Origin of the sequence: Amycolatopsis sp., from assembly GCF_035276945.1 — a bacterium.
Lineage (GTDB): Bacteria > Actinomycetota > Actinomycetes > Mycobacteriales > Pseudonocardiaceae > Amycolatopsis_E.
The window spans coordinates 24434-37607 of sequence record NZ_DATELF010000140.1 but is presented as its reverse complement, the minus strand read 5'-3'; the positions used below and the strand labels follow the sequence as shown (position 1 = coordinate 37607).

At 69.7% G+C, this 13174-nt stretch carries 12 protein-coding genes and 1 pseudogene; 9 read left to right on the top strand and 4 right to left on the bottom strand.

The window, feature by feature from the left end:
* Nucleotides 1-56: 56 nt before the first annotated feature.
* The 3 genes and pseudogenes from VJT49_RS24620 to VJT49_RS24610 all read left to right on the top strand — a co-directional run bounded on the left by VJT49_RS24620 (nt 57) and on the right by VJT49_RS24610 (nt 1538).
* On the top strand, nt 57-647 hold the full coding sequence (locus VJT49_RS24620; RefSeq protein WP_324167282.1) for a Scr1 family TA system antitoxin-like transcriptional regulator: 591 nt from the start codon (nt 57-59) through the stop codon (nt 645-647).
* 33 nt (nt 648-680) lie between these two features.
* Nucleotides 681-824: pseudogene (locus tag VJT49_RS24615) on the top strand (helix-turn-helix domain-containing protein); the annotation flags it as partial.
* Complete coding sequence (locus VJT49_RS24610) at nt 813-1538, top strand: LysR family substrate-binding domain-containing protein (protein ID WP_324167281.1); 726 nt, start codon at nt 813-815, stop codon at nt 1536-1538. The pseudogene VJT49_RS24615 and the gene VJT49_RS24610, both read left to right, overlap by 12 nt.
* Nucleotides 1539-1740: 202 nt before the next feature.
* Here VJT49_RS24610 and VJT49_RS24605 read toward each other — a convergent pair whose 3' ends face one another.
* On the bottom strand, nt 1741-2394 hold the full coding sequence (locus VJT49_RS24605) for an amino acid-binding protein (RefSeq protein WP_324167278.1): 654 nt from the start codon (nt 2392-2394) through the stop codon (nt 1741-1743).
* A 272-nt stretch (nt 2395-2666) separates the two neighbouring features.
* Between VJT49_RS24605 and gatC the strand changes: the two genes are divergently transcribed.
* From gatC to VJT49_RS24585, 4 genes are all read left to right on the top strand, one after another.
* Entirely contained in the window at nt 2667-2966 is a 300-nt protein-coding gene (gene gatC, locus VJT49_RS24600; protein ID WP_324167277.1) for an Asp-tRNA(Asn)/Glu-tRNA(Gln) amidotransferase subunit GatC, read from the top strand.
* Nucleotides 2967-3033: 67 nt separating this feature from the next.
* Nucleotides 3034-4569, top strand: a complete 1536-nt coding sequence (gene gatA, locus VJT49_RS24595; RefSeq protein WP_324167276.1) for an Asp-tRNA(Asn)/Glu-tRNA(Gln) amidotransferase subunit GatA — start codon at nt 3034-3036, stop codon at nt 4567-4569.
* The gene (gene gatB / locus VJT49_RS24590; protein ID WP_324167275.1) at nt 4566-6074 is read left to right on the top strand and encodes an Asp-tRNA(Asn)/Glu-tRNA(Gln) amidotransferase subunit GatB; all 1509 of its coding nucleotides are present in this window, start codon (nt 4566-4568) and stop codon (nt 6072-6074) included. Before gatA ends, gatB begins: the two co-directional genes overlap by 4 nt.
* On the top strand, nt 6074-6583 hold the full coding sequence (locus VJT49_RS24585; RefSeq protein ID WP_324167274.1) for a hypothetical protein: 510 nt from the start codon (nt 6074-6076) through the stop codon (nt 6581-6583). Before gatB ends, VJT49_RS24585 begins: the two co-directional genes overlap by 1 nt.
* 118 nt (nt 6584-6701) lie before the next feature.
* Here VJT49_RS24585 and VJT49_RS24580 read toward each other — a convergent pair whose 3' ends face one another.
* Complete coding sequence (locus tag VJT49_RS24580; RefSeq protein ID WP_324167273.1) at nt 6702-7892, bottom strand: PQQ-dependent sugar dehydrogenase; 1191 nt, start codon at nt 7890-7892, stop codon at nt 6702-6704.
* Between the two features lie 104 nt (nt 7893-7996).
* Between VJT49_RS24580 and VJT49_RS24575 the strand changes: the two genes are divergently transcribed.
* Nucleotides 7997-8635 carry a DoxX family protein gene (locus tag VJT49_RS24575; RefSeq protein ID WP_324167272.1) on the top strand — a complete coding sequence of 213 codons (639 nt, stop codon included), beginning with the start codon at nt 7997-7999 and terminating at the stop codon, nt 8633-8635.
* A 4-nt stretch (nt 8636-8639) separates the two neighbouring features.
* Here VJT49_RS24575 and ilvD read toward each other — a convergent pair whose 3' ends face one another.
* Entirely contained in the window at nt 8640-10484 is a 1845-nt protein-coding gene (gene ilvD / locus VJT49_RS24570; RefSeq protein WP_324167271.1) for a dihydroxy-acid dehydratase, read from the bottom strand.
* 76 nt (nt 10485-10560) lie between these two features.
* Nucleotides 10561-10974, bottom strand: coding sequence for a PH domain-containing protein (locus VJT49_RS24565; RefSeq protein ID WP_324167270.1), 414 nt, complete (start codon nt 10972-10974; stop codon nt 10561-10563).
* Nucleotides 10975-11293: 319 nt separating this feature from the next.
* Here VJT49_RS24565 and VJT49_RS24560 point away from each other — a divergent pair, with 319 nt between their 5' ends.
* Complete coding sequence (locus VJT49_RS24560) at nt 11294-13135, top strand: acetolactate synthase large subunit (RefSeq protein ID WP_324167269.1); 1842 nt, start codon at nt 11294-11296, stop codon at nt 13133-13135.
* The last annotated feature ends 39 nt before the right edge of the window (nt 13136-13174 follow it).

The following is a 13174-nucleotide window of genomic DNA, read 5'->3' as shown; positions in this document are numbered from 1 at the left end:
CTGGACATGCTCACCAAGCTCCGACGCCAGATCATCGCCGCCCGTTTTATGCCAACATCACCCCGACCAGCCACAACCCAAGAAATCATGGAAGTCCAGCACGCCTGGGCACAAGCCGCCGCATAACCGCAAAAGTCGAGCCCGAAGATGAGGTAGATCGGCGCTCCCTTGCTCGTGCGGCCCGTCCCGACGTCGCCATAGGCTCGTACCCCGGGAAATACCTGGTTCTACTGGGCGAGCCCGCCTTGCACAGTGTCGCGACTTCTCGGCAAGCAATGATCGACCAATTGCGCTATCTAGAGAAACTCAGTGAGCACCCTCGCATCTCGGTCCGCGTCGTCCAAGGAGACGTAACTGTGAATTTGGTGCCCCCCTTCTCGGTTTTCGAGTCCGCTAAGGCAGCTGTCACAACCGTCGTGCATCAGAACTTCCACGGCATCGTCTACGAGGCAACGCCCCAAGCTGTCGCCCGTCATCAGACGACAGCGGAAGCCCTGAGGAAGGCAGCGGCTACCGAAGCCGACTCTCAGCAGCTGATCGCCGCGACCATCGAGGGGATGGCAAGCGCTGCTCAGAGCGCTCTGTCATCGGCGGTTCAGAAGAGCGACCATGCGGAGCTGCCGGTTAATGCCTATTTTCGCAGGTAGAGGCGCTGTGCTAAGTGCACTAGAACGTTCGTAGTTGTGGCCGAGGAACTGCACTTCGGGCGCGCGGCCGAACGGCTGCACATCGTCCAGCCCGCGGTGAGCCAGCAGGTGCGACGGCTGGAACGCGAGCTGGGCGTGGATTTGTTCGACCGGACCACGCGCACGGTGCGGCTGACCGAGGCGGGCAGGCAATTCCTGCCACACGCGCGTGAGGTGCTGGCGGCGGAGGCTCGGGCCTGGGAGGCGATCGCGGGTTTCCGCGCCGAGCAGGCGGCGACGGTCCGGCTGGGCAGCAGCGACGGACTGGGCGGCCGGCTCGAGCGGCTGCTGTCCGAGTTCGCCCTGCGGGCGCCGGAAGCCCAGTTGGAGCTGGTCAACGCGCCGACTGTGCAGCGGTTGAGCCGGGTGGTTTCCGGCGAGCTGGACGCGGCACTGGTGCGGGGCGAGTGGGCGCGGCCGGGCTTGCGGTTCGTCCGCACCTGGGAAGACGAGGTCCTGGCCGCATTGCCCGCGACGCACCCGCTGGCCGCGCGCGAGGTCGTCGACTTCGCCGAGCTGGCCGGGCTTCCGTTGCGCCTGGCCGACCGCACCCGCAACCAGATGCTCTACGACCTGGTGGTGGGCGGTTGCCGCAAGGCGGGCTTCGATCCGGCCTTCGGCAAGGAGTTCACGACGGCCCAGGACACCCTGGCCGCGATCGGCTTCGGCAAGCCGGCATGGACCGTTTTCTACCGTCCGCACGCGGAACAGCTCCCGGTGCCCGGCGTGGTGTTCCGCCCGTTACGGAACCCGACCCCCGTGATGCCGACCTTCCTCACGCTGCGCGCCGACACCCGCCGCGAGGAACTGACGGCCCTGATCGACGCCTGCGTTTCCGCTGATCGGCGCTAGGGTGATCAAGCGTCCGGCCAACGCGATCACCTCCACGATCGCGCAACGGTGCTGCGCGGCCTCCTCGCTGTCGCCGACCGTCGCGATGTTCTCGGAGCGATCTTCGGCGCGGCCTTGCGTAGCGCGAATTCGACGGCTTCCTTCTCCGTCTCGAAGCCGTCCCGGCGCATGACCTCGATGACCAGTTCTTCGTCTACCACGCTCACCCGTCCAGGACCACGGCGACGATCCCGGCGAAATGGGCCAGGCGCGCCACTTCGGCGGCCCGGAACATGGGCCCGCCCGGCCTCCCGACCAGCAGTGCCTTGCCGGGCTTACCGAGCGGGGTCGCGGCCAGTTCGGTGCCCAGTTCCTGCCAGGTTTGGGGCACCCAGGACTCCTCGGCGTCCAGCACGGTCGCGCGTTCCAGCGGCAGCCAGGGCAGTTCGGTGATCGGCACCTCGGGGGCGGCCCGGGAGGAGGCGAGCTGCCGCACCCCGGCGCCCGCCTGCTCGACCACGGTCGACCAGCCCGCGCGGATGATCCGCGGCACACCCTCGACAAGGGTGTCGAGCCCGGACTTGGGCTGCGCGGCGATCTCCTCGACGAGCTCCAGCTCGCGATGGGTGTCCAGCAACCCCGCGTAGGGCCGGACCGCGTCCACTTCGACGCCGGGCACGCTTTCCGCGGCCGTGATCAGCGCGTCCGGCAGCCGGCCGGAGGGCAGTTCGATGACCAGGTCGTCGATGGCGATCCCGCCCGCTCGTTCCACCACGTCCACACTGAGGATGTCCGCCCCGATCAGGCCGAGCGCCGTGGCGACCGCGCCAAGGGTCCCTGGTGTGTCCGGGAGCTGGACCCGGATCAGGAAGGACAAGGCGATCCCCTCTCTGTGGACTCCTGTGCACGCGACCGCGGTCTGTGTGGCGAATACCGGCCGCTGATTGTGACAGAACGCGCCGCGAACTGGGAGTCACTGTCCGCGTTCTGAGACCGTTTCGCGCGCAAGCGGTGCCTTTCCGCGGTTCTTCTCGATGTTGTTTCGTAGGTGCCACCGAGCCGGAAGAACCCAGTCGAGTCCTCGGGCGGCCTCGCCATAGACTTGCGACTTACCGACTCATCCGACAGCACACCCCGGGAGTAACCCGCGTGCCCAACATATCCCGCGCAGAGGTCGCGCACCTTGCCAAGCTCGCGCGGCTGGCCGTGACCGATCAGGAACTGGACGTTTTCGCAGGTCAGCTCGACCACATCCTGGACGCGGTGGCCAAGGTGGGCGAGGTCGCGGCCGAGGAGATCCCGCCGACCTCGCATGCCGTGCCGCTCACCAACGTCTTCCGGGACGACGTCGTCGTACCCGGCCTGACCCAGCAGGAGGCGCTCGCGGGCGCGCCCGCGGCCGAGGACGGGCGCTTCCGGGTGCCGCGGATTCTGGGGGAGGAACAATGAGGAGCGAGCCCTTGTGCGAGACCGCGGCACGCGGATCGAGCCGCACGCGGAGCGAAGCGAGGCCGATGTGACAGATCTAACTCACCTCACGGCCGCCGAACTGGCCGACAAGATCCGGGCCCGCGAGGTCTCCTCGGTCGAGGTCACCCAGGCGCACCTGGACCGGATCGCCGAGGTCGACGACTTCGTGCACGCCTTCCTGCACGTGGACGCGGAAGGTGCGCTGGCGGCTGCCCGTGCCGCGGACGAGGCCGCCGAGCCCGCTTCTCCCCTCGCGGGGGTGCCGCTGGCGCTCAAGGACGTGCTCACCACGCGCGGCATCCCGACCACCTGTGGTTCCCGCACGCTGGAGCGCTGGATCCCGCCGTACGACGCGACGGTGACGCGCAAGCTGCGCGAGGCGGGCGTGCCGATCCTCGGCAAGACCAACATGGACGAGTTCGCGATGGGCTCGTCCACCGAGAACTCCGCGTTCGGCACGACGCACAACCCGTGGGACCACGCCCGCATCCCCGGTGGGTCGGGCGGTGGTTCGGCGGCCTCGATCGCCGCGTTCGAGGCGCCGTTGGCCATCGGCACCGACACCGGCGGCTCGATCCGCCAGCCCGGCGCGGTGACCGGCACTGTCGGCGTGAAGCCCACCTATGGCGGGGTCTCCCGGTACGGCCTGGTGGCGTTCTCGTCCTCGCTGGATCAGGCGGGCCCGTGTGCCAGGACGGTGCTCGACGCGGCGCTGCTGCACGAGGTGATCGCGGGGCACGACCCCCTGGACTCCACGTCCGTCGACGCGCCGGTGCCGCCCGTCGTCGCCGCGGCTCGCGAGGGCCTGCGCGGTGACCTGACCGGCATCAAGGTCGGCGTGGTCAAGGAGTTCGGGGGCGATGGCTACCAGTCGGGTGTGCTGCGTTCCTACGAGGCCGCGGTCGAGCAGTTGCGCACGCTGGGCGCCGAGGTCATCGAGGTGTCCTGCCCGAGCTTCACCTACGCGCTGCCCGCCTACTACCTGATCGCGCCGAGCGAGTGCTCGTCCAACCTGGCCCGCTTCGACGCGATGCGGTACGGCCTGCGGGTGGAGGACGACGGCAGGCACAGCGCCGAGGAGGTCATGGCGCTGACCCGGGAGGCCGGGTTCGGTCCCGAGGTCAAGCGGCGCATCATGCTCGGCACCTACGCGCTGTCTTCGGGTTACTACGACGCCTACTACGGCTCGGCGCAGAAGGTGCGGACGCTGATCACCCGCGACTTCGACGCGGCGTTCTCCAAGGTCGACGTGCTGGTCTCGCCGACAACCCCGACCACCGCGTTCAAGCTCGGTGAGCGGGTCGACGACCCGATGTCGATGTACCTGGCCGACCTGTGCACCATTCCGGCGAACCTGGCCGGAAACGCCGCCATGAGCGTCCCCAGTGGACTGTCCGATGAGGATGGCCTGCCGGTCGGCCTGCAGATCATGGCGCCCGCGCTGGCCGACGACCGGCTCTACCGGGTCGGCGCGGCCTACGAGGTCGCCCGCGACGCCGCGTCCGGCGGCCCGATATTGAGCAAGGTTCCGGAACTGGCCCGGGTGCGGGCGTCCCGCAGGACAGAGGGGGTCTCGGCGTGACCGCGGTCGCCGAAGTGATGGACTACGCCGAGGTCGTCGAGCGGTTCGACCCGGTGCTCGGGCTCGAGGTGCACGTCGAGCTGAACACGAACACCAAGATGTTCTGCGGCTGCCCGAACCTCTTCGGCGGCGAGCCCAACACCCACGTCTGCCCGACCTGCCTGGGCCTGCCCGGCTCGCTGCCCGCGGTCAACGGCAAGGCCGTGGAGTCGGCCATCCGGATCGGGCTGGCCCTCAACTGCGAGATCGCGTCCTGGTGCCGGTTCGCCCGGAAGAACTACTTCTACCCGGACATGCCGAAGAACTTCCAGACCTCGCAGTACGACGAGCCGATCGCGTTCAACGGCTACCTCGACGTGACGCTGGACGACGGCGAGGTCGTGCGGGTGCACATCGAGCGGGCCCACATGGAGGAGGACACCGGCAAGTCGCTGCACGTGGGCGGCGCGACCGGTCGCATTCACGGCGCCGAGCACTCGCTGCTGGACTACAACCGTGCCGGGGTGCCGCTGATCGAGATCGTCACCAAGCCGATCGTCGGCACGGGCGAGCGGGCGCCGGAAGTGGCCCGCGCCTACGTCACCGCGTTGCGGGACCTGCTGCGCGCGCTGAACGTCTCGGACGTGCGGATGGACCAGGGCTCGCTGCGCTGCGACGCGAACGTCTCGCTGATGCCGAAGGGCTCGTCGGAGTTCGGCACCCGCACCGAGACGAAGAACGTCAACTCGCTGCGCAGCGTCGAACGCGCGGTGCGCTACGAGATGACCCGCCAGGCCGCGGTCCTCGCCGGCGATGGCCGGGTGACCCAGGAGACCCGGCACTTCCAGGAAGCCGACGGCACCACCTCGCCCGGTCGCACCAAGGAGACCGCCGAGGACTACCGGTACTTCCCGGAGCCCGACCTGGTCCCGATCGCGCCCCCGGCCGAGTGGGTCGAGGAACTTCGCAAGACGCTGCCGGAGATGCCGGCAGCGCGGCGCGAGCGGATCCGGACGGAATGGCAGCTCACCCCCGAAGAGCTGCGGGACCTGTTCAACTCGGGCGCGGTGGAGCTGGTCGAGGCGACCGTCGCGGCCGGGGCGAAGCCCGCCGAGGCCCGCGGCTGGTGGGTGAACTTCCTTGCGCAGGAAGCGAACACGCGCGAGGTCGAGCTCACCGCGCTGCCGATCACCCCGGTGAGCCTCGCCCGTGTCATCGAACTGGTGGCCGCGGGAGAGCTGACCAACAAGCTCGCCCGCGAGGTGGTCAAGGGCGTGCTGGCCGGTGAGGGCGAGCCCGACGAGGTCGTCACCAAGCGCGGGCTCAAGGTCGTCTCCGACGACTCGGCGCTGCTCGCGGCGGTCGACGCGGCGCTCGCCGCGCAACCGGACATCGCGGACAAGATCCGCGGCGGCAAGGTGCAGGCGGCGGGCGCGATCGTCGGCGCGGTGATGAAGGCGACCAAGGGCCAGGCCGACGCCAAGCGGGTGCGCGAGCTGATCCTCGAGCGGGTCGGCACCAGCTGATGCGGTTTTCGCCGAAACTGGTGTCCTGGCGGGAGTGGACCGGCCTCGGCGCGGGCATCGTCGCGGTGGCGGCGCTGTTCCTGCCCTGGACGAACCTGTCCGCGACCCGCCAGGACGTCGAGGAGGCGCTGCGTGAGCTGCCCGCGGGCGATGTCGCGCGGAACGCCTGGACCACGGGTTTCCTCGAGTGGTTCGGACCGGTCCTGCTCCTGCTGGCGGGGATCGCGGTGGTGCTGGTCGGCCAGTACCGGACGGCCCGGGTGGGCGGCCTGCCGCAGCTGTGGCTGATCGCTTCCGCGGTGGCCGTGCTGTTGATGATCTTCGGCTGGTTCGCCATCGACCACGAGTTTTCTCCGGACACCCGCTCGCTCCTGGCCGACGGCGGGATCGGGATCTACGGCGGCATCGGCCGGTATCTCGGACTGGCCGCCGGGGGAGTCTCCCTGACCGCCGCCGTCCTCGACGCCCGCTCGCTACGCCGCCGCGGCATGCGGAAGGCGCGCTACTAGCCGGGTAGCCGCACATGACCCGCTGACCTGTGGCGATACCCAGGAGATCATCTTGGTGCAGCCCGCTCTGACCAGCCGAAACGTGTCCATGTGCGGAGAAACGGGGCTAGGCCCGGCGCTAGTCCTTGCCGGAGCCGCCGGCCGCGTTGGGCTGGATCTGGATGACGAGGACCCGGTCGTCGCTGGACACCGGTGTGCCGCCGTCGCGGTTCACCGTGCCGACCAGCGCGTGCTGCGCGTCGATCGGGTCCATCCCCTGCAGGCGCCCGAAGCTGGTGCCGTTCTTGCCGTCCAGCGTGACCTTCGGCGTGCCGCCGATCGAGCCGTCCGGCCCGACCGGGAGGATCTGCACGTTGCCCGCGACCGAGGTCGCGATCGCCAGCAACTGATCTTCGTCGACACAGCCCGCCACGCCGGGCTTGTCCGGCCAGGTCCAGGCGGGGACGGACAGCGACTGGGCGGCCCGGACGCGATAGAGCACGTCGCGGTCGGGGGCTCGGTCGGTGACCCAGAGGCGCGACGGGTCGGCGGTCGACTTGCACAGGCCGCCGGGGGAGTGCAGGCCGCTGGCATACACCCGGGAGCCCGGCGTCGGGTTGCCCACGGCCGGGTTGCCCGAGGTGTCGATGCGCAACACCTTGCCCGCCAGCGAGTTCGGGTCCGCCGCCGCGGCCGGATCGCCCGCGTCACCGGTCGCGACCAGCAGGGCGTGGCCGTCGGAGAGGATCGCGCCCCGGTTGCCCCCCGGGCCCTTGGGGATGCCGGTGAGGATCGGCTTGGCCTGCTGGCCCTTGGTGAACCGGACGACGCGATTGTCGGCCGCGGTGGTGATGTAGGCGAAGACCAGCTGGTCCTCGGGATAGGTGGGGGACAGGGCGAGCCCGGTCAGCCCGCCGTCACCGCCGGCGTCCACCGTCAGCTTCGCCAGCTCGGTCGCCTTCCCGCCCCCGACCTGCAGCACGCGGCCGCTCCTGCGCTCCGCGGCCAGCCCGGCCGGAAACCCGGCGTCGCCGGGCAGGGTGGCCAGCGCGGAGATCGTGTCCAGGCAGGTCGCGATGACCGCCTTGTCGAAGTCGGTGCAGCCCTGGGGCGGCGGGACCGAGGTGCGCGGTGCGGCGGGCCCCGCCGGGCCGTTACCCGAGCTGCCGTCGATCTCCGGCAGTTCCGGCCGTGGACCGGCGGGAGCGGACAGTGCGGGCTCGGGGCCGAAGGTCTGCCCCGCCGCGCGATCGTCGAACTTCGCGCAGCCGGACAGGAGGATTCCACAGGCGACGAGCAGCCATGGAGTTTTCCGGATCCGAGTACGCATAGACCTCCAGGGTAGGTGGTCAGGCGTGTGCCGTGGGTAAGCGGGCCCGCCGGAAAAACCTCAGGTGGGTGCGCGCTGCCCCGTAATGCCTTACTCTGCCGCGCGTGACAGCTCAAAACGAGGAGTACGGCAGGCACAACGTGTTCTCCGATTCCGGTTACTTCGAATCCACCGAAGCGACCGAACGGAACCTGGTCACGGACGACGATGACGACGATGACTACGCCCCGGCGCGCCCGTCCACGCGCTGGCACGGCGGGCTCGACTTCGGCCTGCTGATCCTGCGGCTCGCGCTCGGCGGCACCCTCGGCGTCCACGGGCTGCAGAAGGTCTTCGGCCTGTTCGGCGGGCCCGGCGTGAACGAGTTCGCCCGGCAACTCGGCGAGCAGGGGTTCGCCAACCAGACCACGCTGGTGTCCTGGCTGGGCGGCCTCGCCGAGGTCGCCGGGGGTGGTTTGCTGGTACTCGGCCTGTTCACCCCGTCCGCCGCCGCGACGCTGCTGAGCGTCACGGCGATGTCGGTCTACCTGACCTACCGCAACGGCTATTTCCTCGGCGCCGGCACCGGCTACGAGTACCACCTGGTGCTTGCCGCGATGGCGCTCGGGCTTCTGTTCACCGGTCCCGGCCGGATTTCCCTCGACGTGAACACGCCGTGGCGCCGCAACCCGGTGCCCTTCGCCTTCCTGGGCCTGGTCCTGGCCGTCGGCGCCGTGGCCGTGGTCATCTTCGTGTTCCGGTGACGGGTCAGCGGTTCGGGTCGCGGACGGCGCCGGTGTCGGCCGAGGTGGCCATCCTGGCGTAGGCGCGCAGTGCCGAGGTGATGGGACGGTGGCGGTCCGCGGGCTGCCACGGGCGCTCGCTGGTTTCCGTCTTCGCGCGGCGCTCGGCGAGGACATCCGCGTCGACGAGCAGTTCCAGCCGACGCTGGTGCACGTCGATGAGGATCCGGTCGCCGTTTTCCACCAGGCCGATGGCGCCCCCGGCGGCGGCCTCGGGCGAGATGTGGCCGACCGAGATCCCCGAGGAGCCGCCGGAGAACCGGCCGTCGGTGATCAGCGCGCACTTCTTGCCGAGCCCGGCGCCCTTGAGGAACGCCGTCGGGTGCAGCATTTCCTGCATGCCGGGACCGCCCGCCGGTCCTTCGTAGCGGACCACCAGCACCTCGCCGGGCTGGATCTGCTTGCCGAGGATGACCGACACGGCCTCCTCCTGGCTTTCCACCACGCGTGCCGGGCCTTCGAAGCGCCACAGCGATTCGTCGATGCCCGCGGCCTTGATCACCGCGCCGTTCTCGGCGAGGTTCCCGCGCAGGATCGCCAGCCCGCCGTCCTTGGTGTAGGCGTGCTCGATGTCCCGGATACAGCCCTCCGCCGCATCGATGTCCAAAGAGGACCAACGGTTCGTGGTGGAGAACGCCTGGGTGGTGCGGACACCGCCGGGTGCGGCGTGGAACAGCTCCAGCGCGCGCTCGGACGGGGCACCGCCGCGGATGTCCCAGGTGGACAGCCACGCCTCGATGCTGTCCGAATGCACCGCGGTGACCTCGGTGTTCAGCAGGCCGGCACGGTGCAACTCGCCGAGGATCGCCGGGATGCCGCCCGCCCGGTGCACGTCCTCCATGTGGTAGTCCGAGTTCGGCGCGACCTTCGACAGGCAGGGCACCCTGCGGCCGATCGCGTCGATGTCGTCGATCGTGAAGTCGATCTCGCCCTCACGCGCGGCGGCCAGGATGTGCAGCACGGTGTTCGTCGAACCGCCCATCGCCATGTCCAGCGCCATCGCGTTCTCGAACGCCTGCTTGGTCGCGATCGACCGCGGGAGCACGCTCTCGTCGTCTTCGCCGTACCAGCGCTTGGCCAGTTCGACCACGGTGCGCCCGGCGTCGACGAAAAGGTCACGGCGCACGGCGTGGGTGGCCAGCGTGGAGCCGTTGCCGGGCAGCGACAGGCCGAGCGCCTCGGTGAGGCAGTTCATCGAGTTCGCGGTGAACATGCCCGAGCAGGAGCCGCAGGTCGGGCAGGCCGAACGCTCCACAGCGGACAGACCATCCTCGTCGACCGCGGTGTTCGCCGAAGCGGAGATCGCGGTGATCAGGTCGCTGGCGGGGTAGGCGACCCCGTCCAGCACAACCGCCTTGCCGGCTTCCATCGGGCCGCCCGAGACGAACACCGTCGGGATGTTCAGCCGCATCGCCGCGTTGAGCATGCCGGGGGTGATCTTGTCGCAGTTGGAGATGCACACCAGCGCGTCGGCCTGGTGCGCGTTGACCATGTACTCGACGGAGTCGGCGATGATCTCGCGGGAGGGCAGCGAGTAAAGCATGCCACTGTGCCCCATGGCGATCCCGTCGTCCACCGCGATCGTGTGGAACTCGCGGGCCACGCCTCCGGCCTCGCGCACCGCCTCGGCCACTACCTCCCCGAGGTCCTTGAGGTGGACGTGGCCCGGCACGAACTGCGTGTAGGAGTTGGCGATCGCCACGATCGGCTTGCCGAAGTCGCTGTCGGTCATGCCGGTGGCCCGCCACAGGGAACGGGCGCCCGCGGCGTTGCGGCCGTGGGTGGTGGTTCGGGAACGCAACTGAGGCATACCCCTCAGGTTACGCCCGCGCGATTTCCGAACCAGTCGAGCCACGCGAGGGGTGTCCGTCGGGGGTGACGGGTGGTTAGCCGAGGTCCTCGGTGAGGCCGGAAGGGTCCTTCATCCGGCCCTCGCTGACCAAGGAGATCACCGGCAGATGCCGCGTGCGCACGGTCGGGAGCGGGACCTGGCTGTCGTCGGTCAGCACCGCTTTCACCTTGGCGCGCCCGGTGATCGCCAGCCCCTTGAGTGATTCCCACGGCAGCTCGCGGTGGCCGAACATGGTCCGCACGGACAGGCCCTTGGCACTCGCGACGGTCCGGGTCCGCACCACGAAGACGATCAGCGCCAGGGGGATCAGGTAGAGCACCCACAGCCCGGGCACGCCGGCGAACGCCGTCGGCACCAGGCACACCATCAGGAACACCACGGCGAGCAGGGCGATCCCGGGCACCCGGAAGACCGCCTTCCGTTCCCCGCGCTCGGATTCTTCGGCCACACCATGATGGTGCACCGCCGCCCGCGACGTGCCCGAAGCAGGCTGCCCAACAGTCGGAGTGCCCAGTATCCGGGATCACGATCTCAGTGAATTGACACTGCTCGCGACGACCCGTTAACGTCAGCAGCGTGACACCGCAGACCGGCCTCGTACTTCCCCGGCGCGTCGACGCGTAAGGGACAGCCGCCTGCGTCGACGCGCGACCCTCGTGCGACCTTATGGTCGGCGGGGGTTTTTTGTTGCTTACGACCCGACAACCCGAACGAGTGACACCCCGACAGTCACCCGAGAGCCCCACGAGACCCACGAGGCAGAACTGATGACAAGCGCCACGTCGCGATCGGCATCCGCCCCATCTCCCGCCAACCTCGGGACGCGCCCCAAGCCGGCTCCGCCCGCCGGCACCCCCGTGCGGCTCACCGGGGCGCAGTCGCTCGTGCGGTCGCTCGAGGCGGTCGGTGTGGAGGTCGTGTTCGGGATTCCGGGTGGCACGATCCTGCCCGCCTACGACCCGCTGCTCGACTCGACGAAGGTGCGGCACGTTCTGGTCCGCCACGAGCAGGGCGCTGGCCACGCCGCCACCGGATACGCCCAGGCCACCGGCAAGGTCGGCGTCTGCATGGCGACGTCGGGGCCTGGCGCGACCAACCTGGTCACCCCGCTGGCCGACGCGAACATGGACTCGGTGCCGGTCGTGGCGATCACCGGCCAGCAGACCAGGGCGCTGATCGGCACGGACGCCTTCCAGGAAGCCGACATCTGCGGCATCACCATGCCGATCACCAAGCACAACTTCCTGGTCACCGACCCCGCCGACATCCCCAGGGTGATCGCGGAGGCGTTCCACCTCGCGTCGACCGGCCGCCCCGGCCCCGTGCTGGTGGACATCCCGAAGGACGTGCTGCAGGAGATGACGTCCTTCTCCTGGCCGCCGGAGCTGCGGCTGCCCGGCTACCGGCCCACGCTGCGCCCGCACGGCAAGCAGGTGCGCGAAGCGGCCCGGTTGATCAGCCACGCGCGGCGTCCGGTGTTCTACGTCGGGGGCGGCGTGATCAAGGCCGGCGCCACCGCCCAGCTTGCGCGACTGGCCGAGCTGACCGGAATCCCCATCGTCACCACGCTGATGGCGCGCGGCGCGTTCCCCGACTCGCACCCCCAGCATCTCGGCATGCCGGGCATGCACGGCACCGTCGCGGCGGTGGCCGCCATGCAGCGGGCGGACCTGCTGGTCGCGCTCGGCGCCCGGTTCGACGACCGGGTGACCGGGCGCCTTGACTCGTTCGCGCCTGACGCCACCGTGGTGCACGCGGACATCGACCCGGCGGAGATCTCCAAGAACCGCAAGGCGGACGTGCCGATCGTGGGCGACTGCGCGGAGATCATCACCGAGCTCATCGACGCGGTGAAGGCGGAAACCGAGCGGGCGGGCAAGTCCGACCTCAGTCCATGGTGGACCCAGATCGAATCGTGGCGCGGCACTTTCCCGGCCGGCTACGAATGGCCGTCCGACGGGACGTTGTCGCCGCAGTACGTGATCGAGCGGATCGGGGCGCTGGCCGGGCCGGACGCGATCTACACGGCGGGCGTCGGCCAGCACCAGATGTGGGCCGCGCAGTTCATCTCCTACGAGAAGCCGCGCAGCTGGATCAACTCGGGCGGCCTGGGCACCATGGGATTCGCGGTGCCGGCCGCGATGGGCGCCCAGTTCGGCCACCCCGGCAAGCAGGTGTGGGCCATCGACGGCGACGGCTGCTTCCAGATGACCAACCAGGAGCTGGCGACCTGCGCGATCGAGGGCGCGCCGATCAAGGTCGCCGTGATCAACAACGGTAACCTGGGCATGGTCCGCCAGTGGCAGAACCTGTTCTACGCCGAGCGCTACTCCGCCACCGACCTCGGCACCCACAAGCACCGCATCCCCGACTTCACCCTGCTCGCGGAGGCGCTCGGCTGCGTCGGCCTGCGTTGCGAGACGAAGGAAGAGGTGGACGAGGTCATCCGGCGGGCGATGGAGATCAACGACCGGCCGGTGGTGATCGACTTCGTGGTCGGCAAGGACGCCCAGGTCTGGCCGATGGTCGCGGCGGGCACCGGCAACGACGAGATCATGGCCGCCCGCGGCATCCGCCCGCTGTTCGACGACGACGAGGTGAGCAAGTGAGGACCGTGTCCGCGAAGGAGTCTCGAAAGGGCGGAACGA